We start from the raw sequence: 17,627 nt of genomic DNA, 5'->3' as shown, positions 1-17,627 counted from the left end.
CGGTCTGATCAATCGCTCGACGAGCTGTTCAGCAATGCCTTGAGATATGTCAGCGTGCTGTTGGCGCTCTCGATCGCGGCCTGATATTTCGCGTATTGCGTCTCCAGCTGCGACTGCAGGGTCGATGCCGCGCTGTTGATGTCGTCGACCTTCTGCTGCAGCTCTTCATCGCGCGTCGTGAGGTTGGTGATCAGCGTTTGCAGCGCGCCAGTCGAGGACGAATAGTTCTTCGCGACCTGATAGAGCTGCGTCGCGATGCCGGAGGTCGACGTTACCGTGATCGACTGCGAGGTCGATCCGCTATAGGTGAAGGCCATGCCGGCATAGATCGAGCCGGAGGCGCCGATGATGGTGTTGCCGCTGACCGTGAACAGCGAGGAGTCGCCGCCGACCGAGGCCGAGGTGAGGTTTCCGTCGGAATCGACCGCCAGATCCAGGGTGAAGGATTGCGGCGATGTCCCGGTATTGATGACGCTGAGCTGGCTGGACGACGTCGTCGTCTGCGCCGACAGCAGGTTGGTTACGCCGCTGAGATTTGTGGTCAGGATGTCCGAAAGCGTGCTGGTGTCGAGCTCGAGCTCGTTGTTCTCGTTGAACGACAGACCGAGGTCGGCCATCGTCAGCCCGCCCACGGTGCTATTCAGGGCATTTTGCAGCGCATCCATGATGTTGCGCATGGTTCCGTCGCCGAACAGAACCGCGGTCGAGGCTGCCGTGCCGTCCGTCGCGGTCGCCTGCTGGGCGACGACCTCGTCGCGAAACGCGTTGTAGTTGGTGACGAAGGTCTCGACTGCCGATTCGATCTGGCTGGTATCGGGCTCGATACTGATGTTCAGCGTCGTTCCGTCGGGCGTCGCCTGGAGCAGGCTGAAGGTGACCCCGCTCAGGACGTCGGAGATGTCGTTGGTGTCGCGGGTCATCGCGATGCCGTCCAGCGTGAACTCCGCCGATTGCGCCTGCTGAAGCACGTCGGCGAAATTCCCCGAACTGTCGGTCACGCCGAGCTCGTTCAGGATGTCGTCGCCCGACGTGCTGGAGTAGGTGATGTCGGCGGCATCCTCCGTGCCCGTCAACACCATCTCGTATGAGCCGCTGGAGACCTGCACGATCGATGCCTGGACGTTGGTGGTCGAGGTCTGGGCATTGATGGCATCGACGACGTCCTGGAGCGACATCGTGCTGGTGACGGTAATGTCGGACGTAGCACCGCCTTCGAGACCGATCGAAAACGTGCCGGAATAGCCGAGCTCGTCGGTCTGGCTCGACTGCGAGGCGCCGATCACCTTCTGCGCGGTCGCGAGCTGGCTGATCGTCAGCGTGTGGTCGCCCGTCGCGGCACCGCTCTGAAGGGTCATCGAGAGCGCCGAGGAGGCGCTCACGTCTCCCGTCGAACCGATACTTGCCGCGCGTGTGGCGAATGCGCTGCTGGAAAGCGAGTTGACGACCGAGGTCGCCAGCGACGCCAGCCCCGAATACAGCGTCTTCAAATCGCTCTGGAGCGTCTGATACGCCGAGATCTTCGCCTCGTTGTTCGTGATCGAGGTCGAGATCGTCGTGGCCTGCGCGGTCTTGGCGTCGACGGCGGCCTGGATCAGCGCCGACCAGTCGATGCTGCTCGAATTGGTGGTCCCGCTCGTGGTGACCGAGACTGCCGAACTCGTGGAGCTTGTGCTGGTGCTGGAACTGACGGTGGTCACTTTGCGTGGCGGTCCCTGATAGAGGGCGGGCCGGCATCATGCCGGCCCGCGCTGGTTTTCATCAGCCCAGCAGCTTGAGCAGGTACTGCGGCATCTGGTTCGCCGCGGCGAGCGCCGAGACGGCAGCCTGGGTCTTCACTTCCGCGGAGGAGAGCTTGGATTGTTCGGCCGCGATGTCGACGTCCTTGATGGCCGAGTTTGCGGATTGCAGGTTCTGGGTCTGGGTCGAGATCGAGTCCGCGCTGAAGTTAAACCGCGACTCCTGGGCGCCGATGCTGGCGCGGGCCGCGGAGACCGTGTCGATCGCCGTATCCAGCGCGGTCAACGCCGAGGTCGCATCCGACAGCGTGCTGACGTCGAGCGAGGACACGCCGAGCGAAGAGGCCGTGAGGCTCGTGAGCGTGATCGTGATGGTGTCCGAGCCCGAGGAGCCGACCAGCACCGAAACGCCGGAGGCGAACACGCTCGAGCCATCGAGCAGGCTCTGGCTGGAGTAGCGAGTGCCGGAGGCGATCGAATCGATTTCGCTCGTGAGCTGCGTGAACTCCGAGTTGATATAGGCGCGGCTGGAGTCGGTCGTGGTTCCCGAAGCGGATTCGGAAGCCAGCGACTTCATGCGCGCCAGGATGTCGGAGATGTTCGAGGCGCCGCCATCCGCGGTCTGGAGGATCGCGGTGGCCTGCGAGGCGTTGGTCGCGGCCTGCTGCAAGGTGGTGACGTCCGAGGAGATGCGGGTGGAGATCGCAAGGCCGGCGGCATCGTCGGACGCAGACGTGATGCGCGAACCGCTCGACAGCTTCGAGAGCGAGCTGGTTTCCTGCGAGGAGTTGATGTTGAGGTAGCGGACCGCGGCATTGGCGGCGGTATTGGTATTGATTGCGGGCATTGGAAGCTCCTGTGCTGATGGGCAAGCGTGCCGCATCGTTGAAATCGACTTACGACGACGCGGACCGCAGCCCCGTCCGTTCGCTCAAACGACGGAGCGCTGGGAGATCAGGCGCGAAATTTTTCGCGAGGCAATTTTTATGGTTAGCAGTCGGTAAACGCGGTGCGGATGTCGCGCTCGTGCTTGCGCAGGAGCTGGCGGAGCTGCTGCCGGCCGCGCTTGAGCAGCGACTCCACCGCAGCCACCGTGGTGTCCATCACCTGCGCGATCTCGCCGTTGCTCATGTTCTCGTGGTACGACAGGATCACCGCGATGCGCTGCTGCTCGGGCAGGCGCTGCATCGCGAGCTCCAACATGTCGTTCAGCTCGTTGCGCTCGATGATTTCGACGGCGCCGGGCTGGGCGTCGGCGACTTCCGGCACCGTCTCGACATTCTCGTTGCGCGGCTTGCGCCGGAGATCGATGCAGCGGTTGGAGATGACGCGGTAGAGCCAGGTCGAGAATTTGGCGCGGCCGTGCTGCCAGCGTCCGCGATGGCTCCAGATCTTGAGCATAGTGTCCTGCACCACGTCCTCGGCGTCCGCAGCGTTGCCGACGATGCGCAGCGCGATCGCGTAAGCGCGATCGATATGGCGCTCGACCAGCATGCGGAACGCGGCTTCGTCGCCGGCCGCTAGCCTATCCAGCAGTTCGCTGTCCTCGTCGAAGACGACATCGGCGGTATCAGGCGAGCTGTCAGGCGCGAGCGGCACCGACGGCGTCAACGGCATGACCGCATCGGCCGGCCCCGTGATCTCGGCCTCGGCGGGAGCCATGACATCAGCAGCGTAACTCATCCCGCAACCTCCAACCCGCAATGCCGGCGGCGCACATGCCACACGGCTTCCAGGCGTTGAACGCGGGGCCCAAACAATCCAGGCGGAGAATTTTTGTTGTTTTTCAAGATGTTAGCAGGTCACTTTTGCCGAGTATCGGGCAATAATTGCCGACTGTGCGCGAAGTGCGCGCGTCAATCCTGCAATCATCACATCGTCTCGCGCCATGGCGGATCATCCATCCTGAACAGATGTAGCGGTAAGAAAACGCTGACATTACGCGGCACTAGGTGATCGCACGCGACACGCGCGCAGCGCGTGAAAGAAGCGATCGTTTCCGAGTGTGAATGAACGCGCGACGACTTCTGCACTCGGCAATTTTTTCCGAATCACCTTTTTCGAACCTAGCGATTTTTTTGAATCTGTCAGTCGCGACGAGCGCGATTTTGAATCGCGCGTGAATTTTTTTCGCATTCGTAGCGCCTGACTCCACGCATGCGCACGTTAATCGTGTTGGTGGACGGGGAATTGCAGCATGAAGTTAGCGACGGCCGGCGCAGAGCGCCGTGCGCAAATTGTTTCTGCTTGGTCATTCGATGTTTTCGATACGTTTCTGCTGCGCGCCTGCACGACGCCGGATGGCGTATTTGAAAGGACTTACGAGCTTTTGGACATTTCAAGATCTCGTCCGAATGTTTCCACGAGTTTCGTTCAGCATCGAATCCAGGCCGAATCGCGCGCGCGCCGAACGGCGAAGGAGAAGCGCGGTGCTAGCGAAGTGCACATCGCCGAGATCTATTCCTATTTTCCGTTCAGGCTGTTCGGCCTTTCACGCGGCGACCTGAACGATCTGGTCGAGGCCGAGTTCGCCGCCGAACTCGAGCTCTGCCGCGCCAATCCCGACATGATCAGGCAATATCTGGACATGAAGCGCGCCGGCAATCACGTCGGATTCATCTCCGACACGTATTGGGATTCCGAGCGGCTGGGCCATTTGCTGCGGGCTTGCCGTCCCGGACTGACATGGGACTTCCTCTATGCGTCCTGCGACCATGGCAGCAGCAAGAGCGAAACACTGTTCGCCACATATCTCTCCGAGCAGGGTATCGACGCCGCCTCCTCCTTCCATGTCGGCGACAGCGACAAGGCCGACATCAAGGGCGCCAAGCGCCACGGCATCCACCCCCGCTATTATCCGCAGGCGACCGCGCAATTGGCTTCGAAGTTTCAGCGCGAGACGGCATTGTTCGAGCTGCTGTGCACGGGCGCGCCATCGCGGCTCGATCACGGCGCGCGAACGCTGCGGCGCGTCGTCACCAACCGCAGTGTCGAGAGGTCTCCAGCCTTCCATCTGGGTCTGACCGTTCTAGGCCCCGTGATGGCGGCATTCGACGCTTTCGTGGCGCGGCGCTGCGAAGACCTTGCGGGCCACGGCCGGCAGGTCGCCCTCGGCTTTCTCGGCCGCGACGGCTTCCTGTCGCACCGGATCTGGCAGGATCTGCATGGCGGGACGGCATCCTATCTCGAGATCAACCGCCGCGTCAGCCTGATCGCTTCGGCCGACACGATGCAGCCGCTGGTCGATCTTCTCGGCAAGGTCTTCAAGATCGACGCACCGACCTTCCACGACATGCTCAAGATCATGCCGCCGAAGGTGGCAGCGTTCTTCGCCGGCTGTCCCGTTGGCATCGCCTCCGGCGAAGAGCTCGCCGAGGCGCTTCCCGGACTGATGGATCCGGCCGAGATCGTCGCGCTCGGCGCGGGCCTGCGCGCCCGGCTGCTCGCCTATCTCCGCCATGCCATCCCCGGCTTCGACGATTGCACCGATCTCGTCCTCGCCGATCTCGGCTATTCCGGCAGCGTGCAAAAGGCGCTGCGCCGCGTCTTCGATTTGGAAGGCATCAAGATACGCCTCCACGGCGCCTATCTGATGACGCTCGACGACGCCTTCGACGACCTCACTGAGGAGGACAGCGCGGCCGGCTTCATCTCCGATCTCGTGGTCACACCGCATGTCAAACGCATGCTGATCCGCAACGTCGCGTTGCTGGAGCAGGCCTGCTGCGCCGCCGACGGCTCGGTGCGCGACTACGACCGCGGCGCGGTGCTGCGCGAGATCAATCCACGTCCCGCCGAGCAGGTGGCGCTCGCCGCGGAGATCCAGGCCGGCGCGCTGGCTTTCGCGGCGAGTGCAGGCGAGATCGCGCGCAACTACCGCCTCGATCCTCACGCTGCACCCGACGTCGCCGCGCGCTGGTGCGCGGCGACGCTGGCACGGCTCCTGCTGCTGCCTGACGATGACGAGCTGGCGCTGCTCGGCACGTTGAAGCACGACGTCAATCTCGGCACCCATGCGCTCGCGCCGTTGCTCGACAAGCAATTCGTACGCGATCAGATCACCGCCCGCGGGCTCTCGGCCGCCTGCACCGCGGCTGCGCCACCGATGTGGCTCGCCGGCAGCTTTGCCGCCCTGTCACCGTCCTACGGCTATCTCTATGTGCTGTTCGGTGCCAACCGCCTGCCCGCAGACGTGTTCGAGGAAAGGCCCTGCGAGCGGGTTCAGGTCGGCCTGTTCCGTGCCGACGGGAGTGCAACGATGGAGAGCGTGACCATCCATCGCAACGGGCTCGGCGAGCTGCGCCTGCGCGTTCCCTTGGCCCGCACCATGGCAATCGCCGTGATCGCCCTGCCGCTGGCAAAATTCGCGCCCGAGGGCCTCCTTCATGGCATGACCGTGCAGCACGGCGAGGATGTTCGCGATGCCGCCGGCAGCCAGGACGTCATCGGCATTGCGGCCGATGTCCTGGTCTATGCCGGCGTGCAGCGGACCGGCGGCCACTATCGCACCGAGACCGAGGACGGCTGCCTGCTGATTCCGGTCCTCCCGATGACGCAGGAGATCGCGATCTATTCCATTGCGATCACATCGCTCGCCGCCAGCCCGAAATAGTCCGCCTGATCGCGCCGCCCCAAGCGTTGAAGTCCAAGGGCTTACGAGGGGGCACGCAATTGACGGACGAGACACACGCGAATCTTGATCGGCTGCTGCAATCCGGCGGCATCCGGCTCGGCCGGACCCAGCGCGACCGGCTGGCCTGGCTCGTCGGTCAGTACGGTGCGCCGACGCTCGACGGCGTCCCGGACGGGCGCAACGGTGTCATGATCCTCGAGGAGCCGCCGAGCGGCGCGGCAGCCGAGCTGCTCTACCGCGCGCTCAATCCCGCTTGCGCCGTCGTCATTCCCAGAAGCGAGAATCCCGGCTTCGATTTCCTCAAGTCCAAGCTGACCGAATTCGGCACCGTCGGCCCCTGCGGCGCGGACGGCCCGCACGAGATGTGGTGGGGCGGCATCGGCTGGTCGAAATTCCTCGTCACGGCCGACGCCTGCACGCTCCGGCCGCGGATCATCTCCTGCTATCCGCGCGGCAGCGACGAGGCGGCGCCCCTACGCCTCCGCCAATCGGTCGAACGCCTGCACCTCGATTGCCATATCGAGCCGGTCGAGACGGAGTTCGACGACCGCATCCTCTGCTTCGAGAAGGCGGAGTTCATTGTGCGGATGTGGAACAAATATCGCGAGCCGCTGCTGTACGTCGACGCCGAGGCGGCCTTGCGCGAAGCGCCGCTGCTGCCCTCCTTCCTCGGCTGCGACGTGGCGCTCCACAAGTGGAATCGGTGGGAGATGTCGGCGCGCACGCTCTATCTCGGCCGCTCCGCCGATGCGGAGCGGCTGCTTCGCACATGGCAACAGCTTGCCGCCTCCTATCCCGCGATCTGGGAGGGCTATCTGTTGGACCAGGCCTGGAGCCTGACGTCGTCACAGGTGCCGCTCGACACCGTATGGCTGCCGCGGTCCTATCACGCGCTGAACGGCGACCTCAGTGCGATGCGGGCCACGATCCTGCACGACCAGCAGACGACGACACTCGAGCTCGGCCCCGATCCTGGCTTTGCAGGCATCGTGCGCACGGCCCGCCGCGCCGGCCGCACCGGCGCGCGTGACGCCTTCATGGTCATGACCTCGAAACCCGAAGCCGGCAACGGCATCGCCGTGATCCTGCGCGACATTTCCACCAGCGATGCCGGCGCGGTGGCCGCCACCGTTGAGGCTGTGACGGGCGCTTATGCCGCCGATTGCGGCGGCTACGGCCGGCTGGAGCTGTCGCTCTGCGCCTGGCAGGAGGACGTCGGCGCCGTACGCGAAGCCGCTGGCTTGGCCCGTTACCGCATCCTGGAGATCGCGCCGGGACATCGCATCGCCAACGATTTCTTCGCCACCTGTGCTTCCGACGACGCGGTCACGACCGCACGCCACCTCTTTCCCTGAGGAACATCCCAGATGCTCAAGACCATCATCCTGCTCACCGACACCGTGCAACAGCAGCAGCCGCTGGCCAATCTGCTCCGCGAGCACAATCGCGAGCTCGCCTTCTGCTCGGCGCTCCGCGCATCGGACCTCGGCGCGATCGACCCGGACATGCTGAGCGAAGCCCGCCTGGTCTCCTTTGCCGCCGACGCAGCCATCTCCGAAAAATTCCTGCTCCAGCTCGGCTATGGCGCCTACAAATTCTACGCCGCGCCGACGCAATATCCGGGCCTGCCACCCGCGCCCGACGAGAGCGACGAGGATCCACGCTGCTACTCCGTGATCGCGCAGTCGATGACGATCTGGCCGGATTTCAAGAAGGTCGTCGGCCTGGAAACCGTGACCATCCCCGATGGCACCGTTCGTGCCGAGCGCGAGCGGCTGGTGTTCTCGCGCCTCGCCCATCTGTTCTGGCAGATGTCGGGCATGATCGCCGGCGAGGCGGCGGATCTGCCTGGGATCATCGGGTCCGGCGAGAGCCAGCGCCCGACGCTTGCGATGATGAATTGAGTTATCTCGCGAAGCCACGCAGCTGCATCAACAGCCGTCAGTTGGATCGATCAGCGAGGTCTCTCCGGACATCGCAGATCCTGCCGGACAATCCGCAGATCAATAGGACTTGGCGAGGCCAAGCACTTTTTCTGCGATGAAGCTGAGCGCAAGCTGCGGGCTGACCGGCGCGATGCGTGGGATCAGGATCTCGCGCAGGTACCGCTCGACGTGGAATTCCTTGGCGTAACCAAAGCCGCCATGGGTCATCACCGCCTGCTCGCAAGCCGAGAAGCCGGCTTCGCCGGCGAGATACTTTGCCGCATTAGCTGCGGCGCCGCAGGGCATGCCCTTGTCGTATTGCCAGGCCGCCGACATCACCATCAGCCAGGCCGCCTCGAGCTCGACCCAGTTCACCGCCAGCGGATGCTGGATGCCCTGGTTCTTGCCGATCGGGCGGTTGAACACCACGCGCGTCTTGGCGTACTCGGTCGCGCGCGACAGCGCGAGCTTGCCGAGGCCCACGGCTTCCGCCGCGATCAGGATACGCTCCGGGTTCATGCCTTCGAGGATGTACTGGAAGCCCTTGCCTTCCTCGCCGATCCGATCCTCCATCGGAATTTCAAAGTCCTCGAAGAACAGCTCGTTGGAATCGACGATCTTGCGGCCCATCTTCTCGATCTCGTGGACCTTGATCCTGTTGCGGTCGAAATCGGTGTAGAACAGGCTGAGGCCGTGGGTCGGCGAGCGTACCTCTTCCAGCGGCGTGGTGCGCGCCAGCAGCAGGATCTTGTGCGCGACCTGCGCGGTCGAGATCCACACCTTCTGGCCGTTTACGATGTAGCGGTCGTTCTTGGCGACCGCGCGGGTCTTGAGCTGGGTGGTGTTGAGGCCGGTGTTGGGCTCGGTGACGGCGAAGCACGCCTTCTCGCGGCCCTCGACCATCGGCGGCAGCATGCGCTTGCGCTGCTCCTCGGTGCCGAATACGACGACGGGATTGAGCCCGAACACGTTGATGTGCACCGCGGACGCGCCGGACATGCCGGCACCGGATTCGGCGATCGTGCGCATCATGATCGCGGCTTCCGTGATTCCGAGCCCGGAGCCGCCATACTCCTCCGGCACGCAGATGCCGAGCCAGCCGGCATCGGCCAGCGCCTTGTGGAAGTCGTGCGGGAAGCCGCCGTCGTGGTCCTTCTTCAGCCAATAGGCATCGGGGAAGCCTTCGCAGATCTTGGCGATGGCGTCGCGAATGGCTTCCTGCTGATCGGTGAGCGCGAAATCCATGTTCTTGATCTCCTTATTGGGAGCAGCGGCGACTCACGTGCCCGATCTTTGAGGCGAGCCAGAAAATGACCGTGGAAGCCGCGACCGCGCGCAATCTCTCTTCTCTTCGCGTGACCCACCCAAAAGGCTATGGCCAATTTCTACCCGGACGTTCCCTCGGTTGCGTTCTTTAGCTCGAAAAACTGAATACAGATACGTGAATTTGTCTGCCAACTGTGTGTACCATGCATAGGGTCATGCGGCGCGACTGTGCGAGCGCGCTGTTATTTCGCAGGGAGGGAAACCGCGATGACCGGACTTTATTTCGAGGACTTTTCCGTGGGCCAGGAGTTCAGGCATCCGCTGACCCGGACCGTCACGGAGATGGACAACACCATGTTCAGCCTGCTGACACTCAACCCCCAGCCGCTGCACATCGACGCGCATTTCTCCGAAAAGACCGAATTCGGCCAGCGCATTTTCAACAGCCTTTACACCCTCGGCATCATGATCGGCATGACGGTCTATGATACGACCCTGGGGACTACCGTTGCCAATCTCGGCATGACCGACGTCACTTTTCCAAAGCCTGTCTTCCATGGCGATACGTTACGGGCAACGACGAAGGTGCTTTCGTTGCGGGAATCGAAATCGCGCCCCAGGGCGGGCATCGTCGAGTTCGAGCACCACGCTCTTAACCAGAACGACGATGTCGTCGGCAAATGCCGGCGCATGGCGATGATGCACAAGAGGCCAGTCTGATGCGTTCGATGCTGTTCGTGCCGGGTGATTCCCCGCGCAAATTCGAGAAGGCGAGCGAAGGCAAGGCCGACGCGCTGATCATCGATCTCGAGGACTCCGTCGTCATCGAGAAGAAGGACGAAGCGCGCGGGTTGACGCTGGCGATGCTGAAGAGCTCTCGCGGCCCGCATCAGCTCTACGTCCGCGTCAACGCGCTCGACACCGGCATGACGCTCGCCGATCTCGCCGCCGTGATGCCGGGCAAGCCCGACGGCATCGTGCTGCCGAAATCGCAAGGCGGCGACGACGTACGGCAGGTGGCGACCTGGCTCGAAGCGTTCGAGGCGGCGTCTGGCATCACGATCGGCACGACGCGTATCGTCTGCGTCGCGACGGAGACCGCGGGCTCGATCTTCGGCCTCGGCAGCTACAAGGGATGCTCCCCGCGCCTCGCCGGCCTGATGTGGGGCGCGGAAGACCTCTCGGCCTCGCTCGGCGCCACCGAGAAGGCGTCGGGCGGCGTGTTCCACAGCCCCTATCGGCTCGCGCGCGATCTCTGCCTGATGGCGGCGGCGGCGGCCGAGGTCGCGCCGATCGACACCGTCTACACCGACATCGACAATCTCGCCGGCCTCGAAGCCGAAACGCGCGCGGCACGGCGCGACGGTTTTTCGGCCAAGGCGTTGATCCATCCCAAGCATGTCGATGTCGTCAACGCGGCCTTCGAGCCGACCGACGCTGAGCGCACATGGGCTACGAGGGTGATCGCCGCGTTCGCGAGCAATCCCAATTCCGGCACGCTGCGCCTCGACGGTCAGATGATCGACAAGCCGCATCTTCGCGCCGCGAAGAAAATCCTCGGCCAAGCCTAGATCAGGACGCAGGCCTCGCCATGATCGTTCGCCAAGCCGCGCTGATTGCGCGGACTATCGATCGGCCTCAGTCGAATCCCTGAACGGGCGGCGTCGAGGTTTGCGGCGGTACGGGGGGCGCGGCTTGAACCGGCGGGGTCGGATTGCCGGCAGCTCTCATCTGGCCGTTGGCAGCCATCGCCTCGCGCGTGGGCGCTGGAACGCGGGTCGCGGCCGCGCGACGCGGCGGCTGGCGGTGCCTTGCCGACTGCGAACCTCTCATGCCCCAGGACCGGGCGATCGAAGGTCCAGCCGTGTAGCCGACCAAAGCTCCGGCGACGGCCCCGACCGGGCCCAGCACGACCGCACCGGACAAGGCGCCGAGCGCTGCATCGCCCGCGCGCTCCTGCGCAACTGCGCTCGCGGGCACGCAAGCCAGCATTGCAATGGCGGTGATCAGAGCCTTGTTCATCGGAGTGCCTCCCTCGCGGGAGATCACTCCTGCTCAAATATGGCCGTACGAAGTTCGCTTGCCGGCCAACAAGGGGCAATCGACCATGGAACTCGCTGTTTCCAGCTTGCGCCCTCAACCGGGGTTGTAAGCCGGCCACTCAGCGCAACTGTTACACGATCTTGATCGACATGTCCGGGAGGCCCTCGAGCTTGCACACGAGCACGTCGCCCTTCACCACCGGGCCGACATTCTCCGGCGTGCCGGAATAGATGATGTCGCCGGCCTTCAGTTCGAACGCTTCCGACAGCTTTGCGATCTGCTCGGCGACGCTCCAGATCATCTTGCTGAGATCGGAGTTCTGTCGCACGGTGCCGTTCACCGCCAGCGAGATCGCACCCTTCTCGAAATGGCCGGTCTTGCTTGCCGGATGAATCGGACCGAGCACGGCAGCATGATCAAAGCTCTTGCCGATCTCCCAGGGCTTCTTCTCCGTGGCCATGCCGTTCTGGAGATCGCGCCGGGTCATATCGAGACCGAGCGCATAACCGTAGACATGGTCGAGCGCCTTCTCGACGGGAATGTTGGTGCCGCCGGATTTCAGCGCCGCGACCAGCTCGACCTCATGATGATAGTTCTTGGTCAGCGACGGATAGGGATGATCGGCGACCTCGCCGATCGCGACGTTCTGGATCGCGTCGGTCGGCTTCTGGAAGAAGAACGGCGGCTCGCGGTTCGGATCCGAGCCGCGCTCGATCGCATGCGCCGCGTAGTTGCGGCCGATGCAGTAGATGCGGCGGACCTGGAACACTTGAGTCTCGCCGACGATCGGGATCGTCACCATCGGCACCGGGAAGATCGGCTTGGGCCCGGCCTGCGCGGCGGCCGGTGCGACGTTCGCCATGGTGGCCGCGGTCGCGACCGCGGCGGTTGCGAGCAGATCGCGTCGCGTGGGTGAGGTCCTCTTCATCTCAGGTGCTCCCTTCGCCTTCTTGGGCGGCGTCATGCGCGCCGATCTGGCTGATAATCGATATTTGGTATGCCAGCAACACTGATCGGCGCGGCGACTGGTTGCCGATCGCAAGCACGAAATCCCCGACTTCGAGCGCGTCGCTGTCGCCGAAGGAAAGCGCCTTGAGCCCGGCCGGGTTCTGGATCTGGAGCACCGCGACATCCGTCGGCGGATCACGGCCGATGACTTTGGCGGAAAACTGCCGGCCGTCCTTGGTGGTGATCTGAACGGCGGAGGTACCTTCGACCACGTGATTGTTGGTCAGTACGTAGCCGCGCTGGGCATCGACGATGACCCGGACGAGAGGATGATCCGTTTCTCCGGTGTGGAGAGCTCCTCAGCATTCAGGACGTCGGCAGGTGAGTCGTAATGGGCAGCGGGATGAAACAGCGGGTTGAGAGCGCCGGCATTGGTATTCACGTTGGTCATCGGTCGTGCCTCCCCTCATGCTCCTTTCCAAGGGGCGGGTTTGTTGACGATGGACGGCGGCGCCGACCGGCGCCGCCCGTGGTTGCTAATGCGTATTGATTGCGATGCGCTTGACGCCTTCGCGTGCCTTCTCCGACTTCGGCAGCGATACGGTCAGGACCCCGTCCTTAAACGATGCCTCTGCCTTGTCTTCATCGACGTCCTCAAGCGGAATCTGCCGCTCGAAGGCGCCGTAGTAGCGCTCGGTGAAGTATTTGCCTTCGTGCTTGCGCTCATCCTTCTTCTCGCCGCGGATCGTCAGGACGCCCCTGGCGATTTCGATCTGGACGTCCTTCTCCGTCATCCCGGGCAGCTCCGCCGAGATCGTCAGCGTCTTGTCGGTGTCGCTGAGCTCGATCTTGGGCCAGCCGAAGCGCCCCTCCATGAGCGGCGACAGGCCGGGTCCGCCGAAGCCCCGGAACATATCGTCGAACAGACGGTTCATCTCGCGATGCAGCGTCATGAACGGATCGTAGCTGCCGCGCGCCTGCACAAGCTCCTGGTTTCTCGACCAGGGAATAAGATCGCGAATAGCCATGGTGTTCTCCTTCATTCAACGGTCTCGGGAGCGCGGAGGCCACATGCCGTCCACGCTCCAAGACAACGCTTTGGACGAGCCTAAGCTGCTTTCTCCTGCTCGATCTGCGACGTAGGAGATGTGCAGCTCGCGATCTCGATCCGGCGCGGCTTCATGGCTTCCGGAACCTCGCGGACGAGGTCGATGATCAGGAGCCCGTCCTGGAACGAGGCCTGCTTCACCTGAACATAGTCGGCGAGATTGAACACGCGCCTGAAGGGGCGGGCGGCAATGCCCTGGTACAGGTATTCGCGCGCAGCAGTCTCGGGCTTCTTGCCCTCGATGGTGAGCGCGTTCTGTTCGGCCGTCACCGCGATGTCGTTAACGCCGAACCCCGCCACGGCAAGGCTGATCCGGTAGTGGTCTTCACCGGAACGCTCGATGTTGTAGGGGGGATAGTTGTCCTCGGTCGCCTGGCGCAGCGTGCTGTCGACGAGGTCGGCCAGGTGGTCGAAGCCGATGGTGGAGCGCCACAGAGGCGCGAAATCAAAATTGGTCCTCATAACCAAGTCCTCCAAAGAGCAAGATGGATACGAAGGAGCGCAAGGCGGGGGTTTCAGACGGGTCCGAAAAGACCAGCCCGGCGCCCGTGCCGGACCCGATTCTGGCATCCGGCACACCGCTCTCGCGGCAAAAAACGACCTAGAAAAACGGATATCGATTTCAAGGGGGCTGCCAGAAATTTTTTCGCCCTACCCGCGCTGATCGTCGGCTGTCGGGCTCGTCCCAGCAGGCCCTCGCAACGGGTTCTCCAGGCGCCCCGGTGCGGATGCCCCGGAAGCTCTCGGCGGCGACGGCGACGTCAAAGGAAGATAGAAATGTCGGTTTAGGCAAGGGCCGGGGGGCCCTTATGCATGTGGACCCGCAGCGGGCATGAAGAAATACCATGCATGATCGACAAGGCTCCCGAACGCGCCGGACCGCTTGCGCAGCAGCAGGGGCGATGACGATTGCGCTGCTCGCGGCCGCAACGTTGTGCGCGGCGAGCGTCGACGACGGCACCGTCGCGGCAGCGGAATTGAAGGCGGTCGGAACGGTCGATACGCGCTTTCAGTCCTACAACATCGAGATGGTGGAGGTGACGGGCGGACGGTTCTGGAAGCCCTATCCGCGAACGGCACGAGGCTTCGACCAGCGGGATCGTTACAGCGCAAGACCGCCGATCGATCTGGCCAATGCACGCCTGCGCCTGCTCGCCGCCGCCTTGTCGCCGGCCTATCTGCGCGTCAGCGGAACCTGGGCCAATGCGACGTTCTTTGCCGACGCGCCGGGAAAGCCGCCGCCGGGATTCAACTCCGTGCTCAGCCGTGCGCAGTGGCGCGGCGTCGTCGAGTTCGCGCGCGCGGTCGATGCGGAGATCGTCACCTCTTTTGCGATCAGTCCCGGCAGCCGCGATACCGATGGCGTGTGGAAACCGGACCAGGCGCAGCAGCTGGTCGACACCACACACGCGCTGGGCGGCCGCATCGCCGCCGCCGAATTCATGAACGAGCCGACGCTCGCAGCGACCAACGGTGCACCGGCCGGCTATGACGCGGCCGCCTATGGCCGCGACTTCAAGATCTTCCGCGACTGGATGCGGCGCGCCGCGCCGGAGACGCTGATCCTCGGCCCAGGCTCGACCGGCGACGCACCATCGCCATCCGGCGCGGCCATCACAACGCGCGACCTGCTCGCCGCATCCGGACCCGGCGTCGATCGCTTCTCCTATCATCACTACAACACGATCTCGCCACGCTGCGGCGGGCACGATGATCCGGCGCAGGCGCTCTCGGAGGAATGGCTGGCGCGCACGGATGCGACACTCAAGACCTACCAAGCCCTGCGCGATGCCTTCGAGCCGGGCAAGCCGATCTGGCTGACCGAGACGGCTGATGCGGCCTGCGGCGGCAGCCGATGGGACCAGACCTTTCTCGACACCTTCCGCTATCTCGACCAGCTCGGACGCCTGGCGAAGGCCGGCGTCCAGGTGGTGATGCACAATACGCTGGCCGCCAGCGATTACGGCCTGCTCGACGAAGCAACGTTCCGGCCGCGGCCGAGTTACTGGGCTGCGCTGCTCTGGCGCGGGCTGATGGGAACGATCGTGCTCGACGCAGGCAGGGCCGCTTCGTCCGATCTTCATCTCTACGCGCATTGCCACCCGGCCATGGCGGGCGCGGTGTCGCTGCTCGCCATCAACGCCTCGCGCAGCGCAACGCACCCGCTGACGCTCTCGGATTCTGCCGAGCGGTACACACTGCACGCGGTGCGGCTCCAAGGCCCGACCGTGCAGTTGAACGGCAAGACGCTCACGCTGACTGCCGATGGCATGCTGCCCAGGCTCGAGGCGCAGGCAACGCCGGCGGGAGCAATCCGGCTTGCGCCAGCGACCATCACCTTCCTGGTGATTCCGAACGCGGCAAATCCCGCCTGCTTGCCGCGACGCTCAGAACTTCAGTGACTCGCGCGCCGTCTCTGGTGCCATCAGCGTTGCGATGATCGTGATGATCGACAGCGCGATGATGTAGACCGACACCGCCCAGTACGAGCCGGCCCATGCCAGCAGCGCGGCCGCAATCAACGGCGAGAAGCCGCCGCTCAATGCCGCCGCGACGTTGGCGCCGAGCGAGGCGCCGCTGTAGCGCACCTGGGTGCGGAACAGTTCCGGCATGAACGCGGCCTTCGGCCCGAACAGCAGCGCATGGGTCAGCGTCATGGTGACGACGAGCGCGAGCGTGATCAGCGCCGGCTCCCTGGTGTCGAGGAACCAGAACAGCGGGAACGCCAGCGCCACCGAGAACACGCCGCCGGCGAGATACAGCGCCTTGCGGCCGAAGAGGTCGGAGAGCCACCCCGCGAGCGGCAGCGTCGCGAACTCGACGATGGCGGCACAGACGACCGCGTCGAGGATCACCTGCCGCGGCAGTCCGAGCTTCGTCGTGGCATAGACCACGGTGAAGACGGTGAGGAGATAAGCGAGCCCGACCTCCGACACCGTGATGCCGATCGCCAGCAGAAAGCTGCGCCAGTCGCGGCGCAGCACCTCGAGCACCGGCTGCGCCAGCACCTCCTTGCGCTCGACCACCTCCTTGAAATGCGGCGTTTCCGCGAGCTTGAGCCGCACGATGAAGCCGATGCCGACGAGCAGAATGCTGATCAGGAACGGCACGCGCCAACCCCAGCTCAGGAAGTCGGCCTCGGGCAGCTTCGTCATCAGGCCGAAGATGCCGGTCGAGGCGGCGACGCCGACGGGAAAGCCGACCTGCACCAGGCTGCCGTAAAAGCCGCGGCGATTGCCGGCGTGCTCGATCACCATCACCACCGCGCCGCTCCATTCGCCCCCGAGCCCGATGCCCTGGATGAAGCGCAGGCAGACGAGCAGGATCGGCGCCCAGACGCCGATCTGGCTGTAGGTCGGCAGGCAGCCGATCAGGAAAGTGCCGAGCCCCATCGCGATCATGGTCGCGACCAGCATGGTCTTGCGGCCGAGCCGGTCGCCGTAATGCCCGATGATCGCGCCGCCGATCGGCCGCGCCACGAAGCCGACCGCATAGGTCGAGAACGCCACGAGCGTGCCGACGAAGGGATCGAAGCTCGGGAAGAACAGCTTGTTGAACACGAGCGCCGCGGCAGTGCCGTAGATCAGGAAGTCATACCATTCGATCGCGGTGCCAAGCGCGCTCGCCCACACCACATGCGCCGTCGTCGATTTCTCCGCCGAGACGGAGAGCCCCGTTGCTGCCGGCATGCCCTGCCCCAAAGATCCCGGGTGGCATCATGGCCAATCAGGCTGACCGTTGCAACCTGCGGGATGTTCGCTCTCACAGGACTGCGCGAGACTTGTGCACTCTGCTCCCACACCCGTCATTGCGAGGAGCCCTTGCGACGAAGCAATCCAGACTGTCTCCGCGGAAACATTCTGGATTGCTTTGCGGAGCCTGTCATCGGGCCGCGCGTCGCGCGGACCCGTTGGCTCGCAATGATGGGATGGACGGCCCCCGAACGGCATCGGTGTGCCAGACTGGTG

17 protein-coding genes are annotated in these 17,627 nt (G+C 64.2%); 6 read left to right on the top strand and 11 right to left on the bottom strand.

The genetic code is table 11. The features are described from left to right. Positions 1 to 8: 8 nt before the first annotated feature. From fliD to AAE027_RS29125, 3 genes are all read right to left on the bottom strand, one after another. Complete coding sequence (fliD, locus tag AAE027_RS29135; RefSeq protein WP_370989388.1) at positions 9 to 1,697, bottom strand: flagellar filament capping protein FliD; 1,689 nt, start codon at positions 1,695 to 1,697, stop codon at positions 9 to 11. A 61-nt stretch (positions 1,698 to 1,758) separates the two neighbouring features. Beyond that, a complete protein-coding gene (locus AAE027_RS29130; RefSeq protein ID WP_091879725.1) occupies positions 1,759 to 2,583 on the bottom strand; it encodes a flagellin in 825 nt (274 codons plus the stop codon). Between the two features lie 143 nt (positions 2,584 to 2,726). Continuing rightward, positions 2,727 to 3,419, bottom strand: a complete 693-nt coding sequence (locus AAE027_RS29125) for an RNA polymerase sigma factor (RefSeq protein WP_370989387.1) — start codon at positions 3,417 to 3,419, stop codon at positions 2,727 to 2,729. 514 nt (positions 3,420 to 3,933) lie between these two features. On the opposite strand from AAE027_RS29125, the gene AAE027_RS29120 reads away from it, so the two are divergent. The 3 genes from AAE027_RS29120 to AAE027_RS29110 are packed head-to-tail and all read left to right on the top strand — an operon-like array spanning position 3,934 to position 8,273. Next, positions 3,934 to 6,348 carry a hypothetical protein gene (locus AAE027_RS29120; protein WP_370989386.1) on the top strand — a complete coding sequence of 805 codons (2,415 nt, stop codon included), beginning with the start codon at positions 3,934 to 3,936 and terminating at the stop codon, positions 6,346 to 6,348. A gap of 59 nt (positions 6,349 to 6,407) precedes the next feature. Beyond that, entirely contained in the window at positions 6,408 to 7,724 is a 1,317-nt protein-coding gene (locus tag AAE027_RS29115; protein ID WP_370989385.1) for a hypothetical protein, read from the top strand. A gap of 12 nt (positions 7,725 to 7,736) precedes the next feature. Further along, the gene (locus AAE027_RS29110) at positions 7,737 to 8,273 is read left to right on the top strand and encodes a hypothetical protein (RefSeq protein WP_370989384.1); all 537 of its coding nucleotides are present in this window, start codon (positions 7,737 to 7,739) and stop codon (positions 8,271 to 8,273) included. Positions 8,274 to 8,372: 99 nt separating this feature from the next. On the opposite strand, the gene AAE027_RS29105 is transcribed toward AAE027_RS29110, so the two are convergent. Next, positions 8,373 to 9,539 (bottom strand): acyl-CoA dehydrogenase family protein, encoded by a 1,167-nt coding sequence (locus AAE027_RS29105; RefSeq protein ID WP_130216610.1) that lies wholly within the window; start codon positions 9,537 to 9,539, stop codon positions 8,373 to 8,375. 288 nt (positions 9,540 to 9,827) lie between these two features. On the opposite strand from AAE027_RS29105, the gene AAE027_RS29100 reads away from it, so the two are divergent. After that, on the top strand, positions 9,828 to 10,280 hold the full coding sequence (locus AAE027_RS29100) for a MaoC family dehydratase (protein ID WP_370989383.1): 453 nt from the start codon (positions 9,828 to 9,830) through the stop codon (positions 10,278 to 10,280). Further along, positions 10,280 to 11,131 carry an HpcH/HpaI aldolase/citrate lyase family protein gene (locus tag AAE027_RS29095; protein ID WP_370989382.1) on the top strand — a complete coding sequence of 284 codons (852 nt, stop codon included), beginning with the start codon at positions 10,280 to 10,282 and terminating at the stop codon, positions 11,129 to 11,131. Before AAE027_RS29100 ends, AAE027_RS29095 begins: the two co-directional genes overlap by 1 nt. Before the next feature lie 67 nt (positions 11,132 to 11,198). Here the strand turns inward: AAE027_RS29095 and AAE027_RS29090 are convergent, their stop codons facing one another. The 6 genes from AAE027_RS29090 to AAE027_RS29065 all read right to left on the bottom strand — a co-directional run bounded on the left by AAE027_RS29090 (position 11,199) and on the right by AAE027_RS29065 (position 14,121). Continuing rightward, positions 11,199 to 11,582, bottom strand: a complete 384-nt coding sequence (locus AAE027_RS29090) for a hypothetical protein (RefSeq protein WP_370989381.1) — start codon at positions 11,580 to 11,582, stop codon at positions 11,199 to 11,201. Between the two features lie 151 nt (positions 11,583 to 11,733). After that, entirely contained in the window at positions 11,734 to 12,531 is a 798-nt protein-coding gene (locus AAE027_RS29085; protein ID WP_370989380.1) for a fumarylacetoacetate hydrolase family protein, read from the bottom strand. 1 nt (position 12,532) lies between these two features. Then, positions 12,533 to 12,823, bottom strand: a complete 291-nt coding sequence (locus AAE027_RS29080; protein ID WP_370989379.1) for a S1C family serine protease — start codon at positions 12,821 to 12,823, stop codon at positions 12,533 to 12,535. Positions 12,824 to 12,834: 11 nt separating this feature from the next. Beyond that, on the bottom strand, positions 12,835 to 13,002 hold the full coding sequence (locus AAE027_RS29075; protein ID WP_370989378.1) for a hypothetical protein: 168 nt from the start codon (positions 13,000 to 13,002) through the stop codon (positions 12,835 to 12,837). A gap of 85 nt (positions 13,003 to 13,087) precedes the next feature. After that, entirely contained in the window at positions 13,088 to 13,579 is a 492-nt protein-coding gene (locus tag AAE027_RS29070) for an Hsp20/alpha crystallin family protein (RefSeq protein WP_370989377.1), read from the bottom strand. An 80-nt stretch (positions 13,580 to 13,659) separates the two neighbouring features. After that, positions 13,660 to 14,121, bottom strand: coding sequence for an Hsp20 family protein (locus tag AAE027_RS29065; RefSeq protein WP_370989375.1), 462 nt, complete (start codon positions 14,119 to 14,121; stop codon positions 13,660 to 13,662). Between the two features lie 440 nt (positions 14,122 to 14,561). On the opposite strand from AAE027_RS29065, the gene AAE027_RS29060 reads away from it, so the two are divergent. Continuing rightward, positions 14,562 to 16,061: a glycosyl hydrolase family 79 N-terminal domain-containing protein gene (locus AAE027_RS29060; RefSeq protein ID WP_370989374.1), complete on the top strand. Its 1,500-nt coding sequence runs from the start codon at positions 14,562 to 14,564 to the stop codon at positions 16,059 to 16,061. On the opposite strand, the gene AAE027_RS29055 is transcribed toward AAE027_RS29060, so the two are convergent. Beyond that, positions 16,047 to 17,348: an MFS transporter gene (locus AAE027_RS29055; protein WP_370989373.1), complete on the bottom strand. Its 1,302-nt coding sequence runs from the start codon at positions 17,346 to 17,348 to the stop codon at positions 16,047 to 16,049. The two genes, AAE027_RS29060 and AAE027_RS29055, sit on opposite strands and share 15 nt — an antisense overlap. Positions 17,349 to 17,627: the final 279 nt, after the last annotated feature.

This window comes from Bradyrhizobium sp. DN3 (assembly GCF_041357655.1).
GTDB lineage: Bacteria > Pseudomonadota > Alphaproteobacteria > Rhizobiales > Xanthobacteraceae > Bradyrhizobium.
Note: the sequence above shows the minus strand (reverse complement) of the source record. Positions and strands in the feature narration are given on the sequence as shown.

Excerpts from the sequence above, each read along its gene's own strand:
- AAE027_RS29130 (WP_091879725.1), bottom strand. The coding sequence starts at position 2,583 with ATGCCCGCAATCAATACCAATACCGCCGCCAATGCCGCGGTCCGCTAC.
- AAE027_RS29125 (WP_370989387.1), bottom strand. The coding sequence starts at position 3,419 with ATGAGTTACGCTGCTGATGTCATGGCTCCCGCCGAGGCCGAGATCACG.
- AAE027_RS29120 (WP_370989386.1), top strand. The coding sequence starts at position 3,934 with ATGAAGTTAGCGACGGCCGGCGCAGAGCGCCGTGCGCAAATTGTTTCT.
- AAE027_RS29110 (WP_370989384.1), top strand. The coding sequence starts at position 7,737 with ATGCTCAAGACCATCATCCTGCTCACCGACACCGTGCAACAGCAGCAG.
- AAE027_RS29105 (WP_130216610.1), bottom strand. The coding sequence starts at position 9,539 with ATGGATTTCGCGCTCACCGATCAGCAGGAAGCCATTCGCGACGCCATC.
- AAE027_RS29100 (WP_370989383.1), top strand. The coding sequence starts at position 9,828 with ATGACCGGACTTTATTTCGAGGACTTTTCCGTGGGCCAGGAGTTCAGG.
- AAE027_RS29095 (WP_370989382.1), top strand. The coding sequence starts at position 10,280 with ATGCGTTCGATGCTGTTCGTGCCGGGTGATTCCCCGCGCAAATTCGAG.
- AAE027_RS29090 (WP_370989381.1), bottom strand. The coding sequence starts at position 11,582 with ATGAACAAGGCTCTGATCACCGCCATTGCAATGCTGGCTTGCGTGCCC.
- AAE027_RS29085 (WP_370989380.1), bottom strand. The coding sequence starts at position 12,531 with ATGAAGAGGACCTCACCCACGCGACGCGATCTGCTCGCAACCGCCGCG.
- AAE027_RS29075 (WP_370989378.1), bottom strand. The coding sequence starts at position 13,002 with ATGACCAACGTGAATACCAATGCCGGCGCTCTCAACCCGCTGTTTCAT.
- AAE027_RS29070 (WP_370989377.1), bottom strand. The coding sequence starts at position 13,579 with ATGGCTATTCGCGATCTTATTCCCTGGTCGAGAAACCAGGAGCTTGTG.
- AAE027_RS29065 (WP_370989375.1), bottom strand. The coding sequence starts at position 14,121 with ATGAGGACCAATTTTGATTTCGCGCCTCTGTGGCGCTCCACCATCGGC.
- AAE027_RS29060 (WP_370989374.1), top strand. The coding sequence starts at position 14,562 with ATGACGATTGCGCTGCTCGCGGCCGCAACGTTGTGCGCGGCGAGCGTC.
- AAE027_RS29055 (WP_370989373.1), bottom strand. The coding sequence starts at position 17,348 with ATGCCGGCAGCAACGGGGCTCTCCGTCTCGGCGGAGAAATCGACGACG.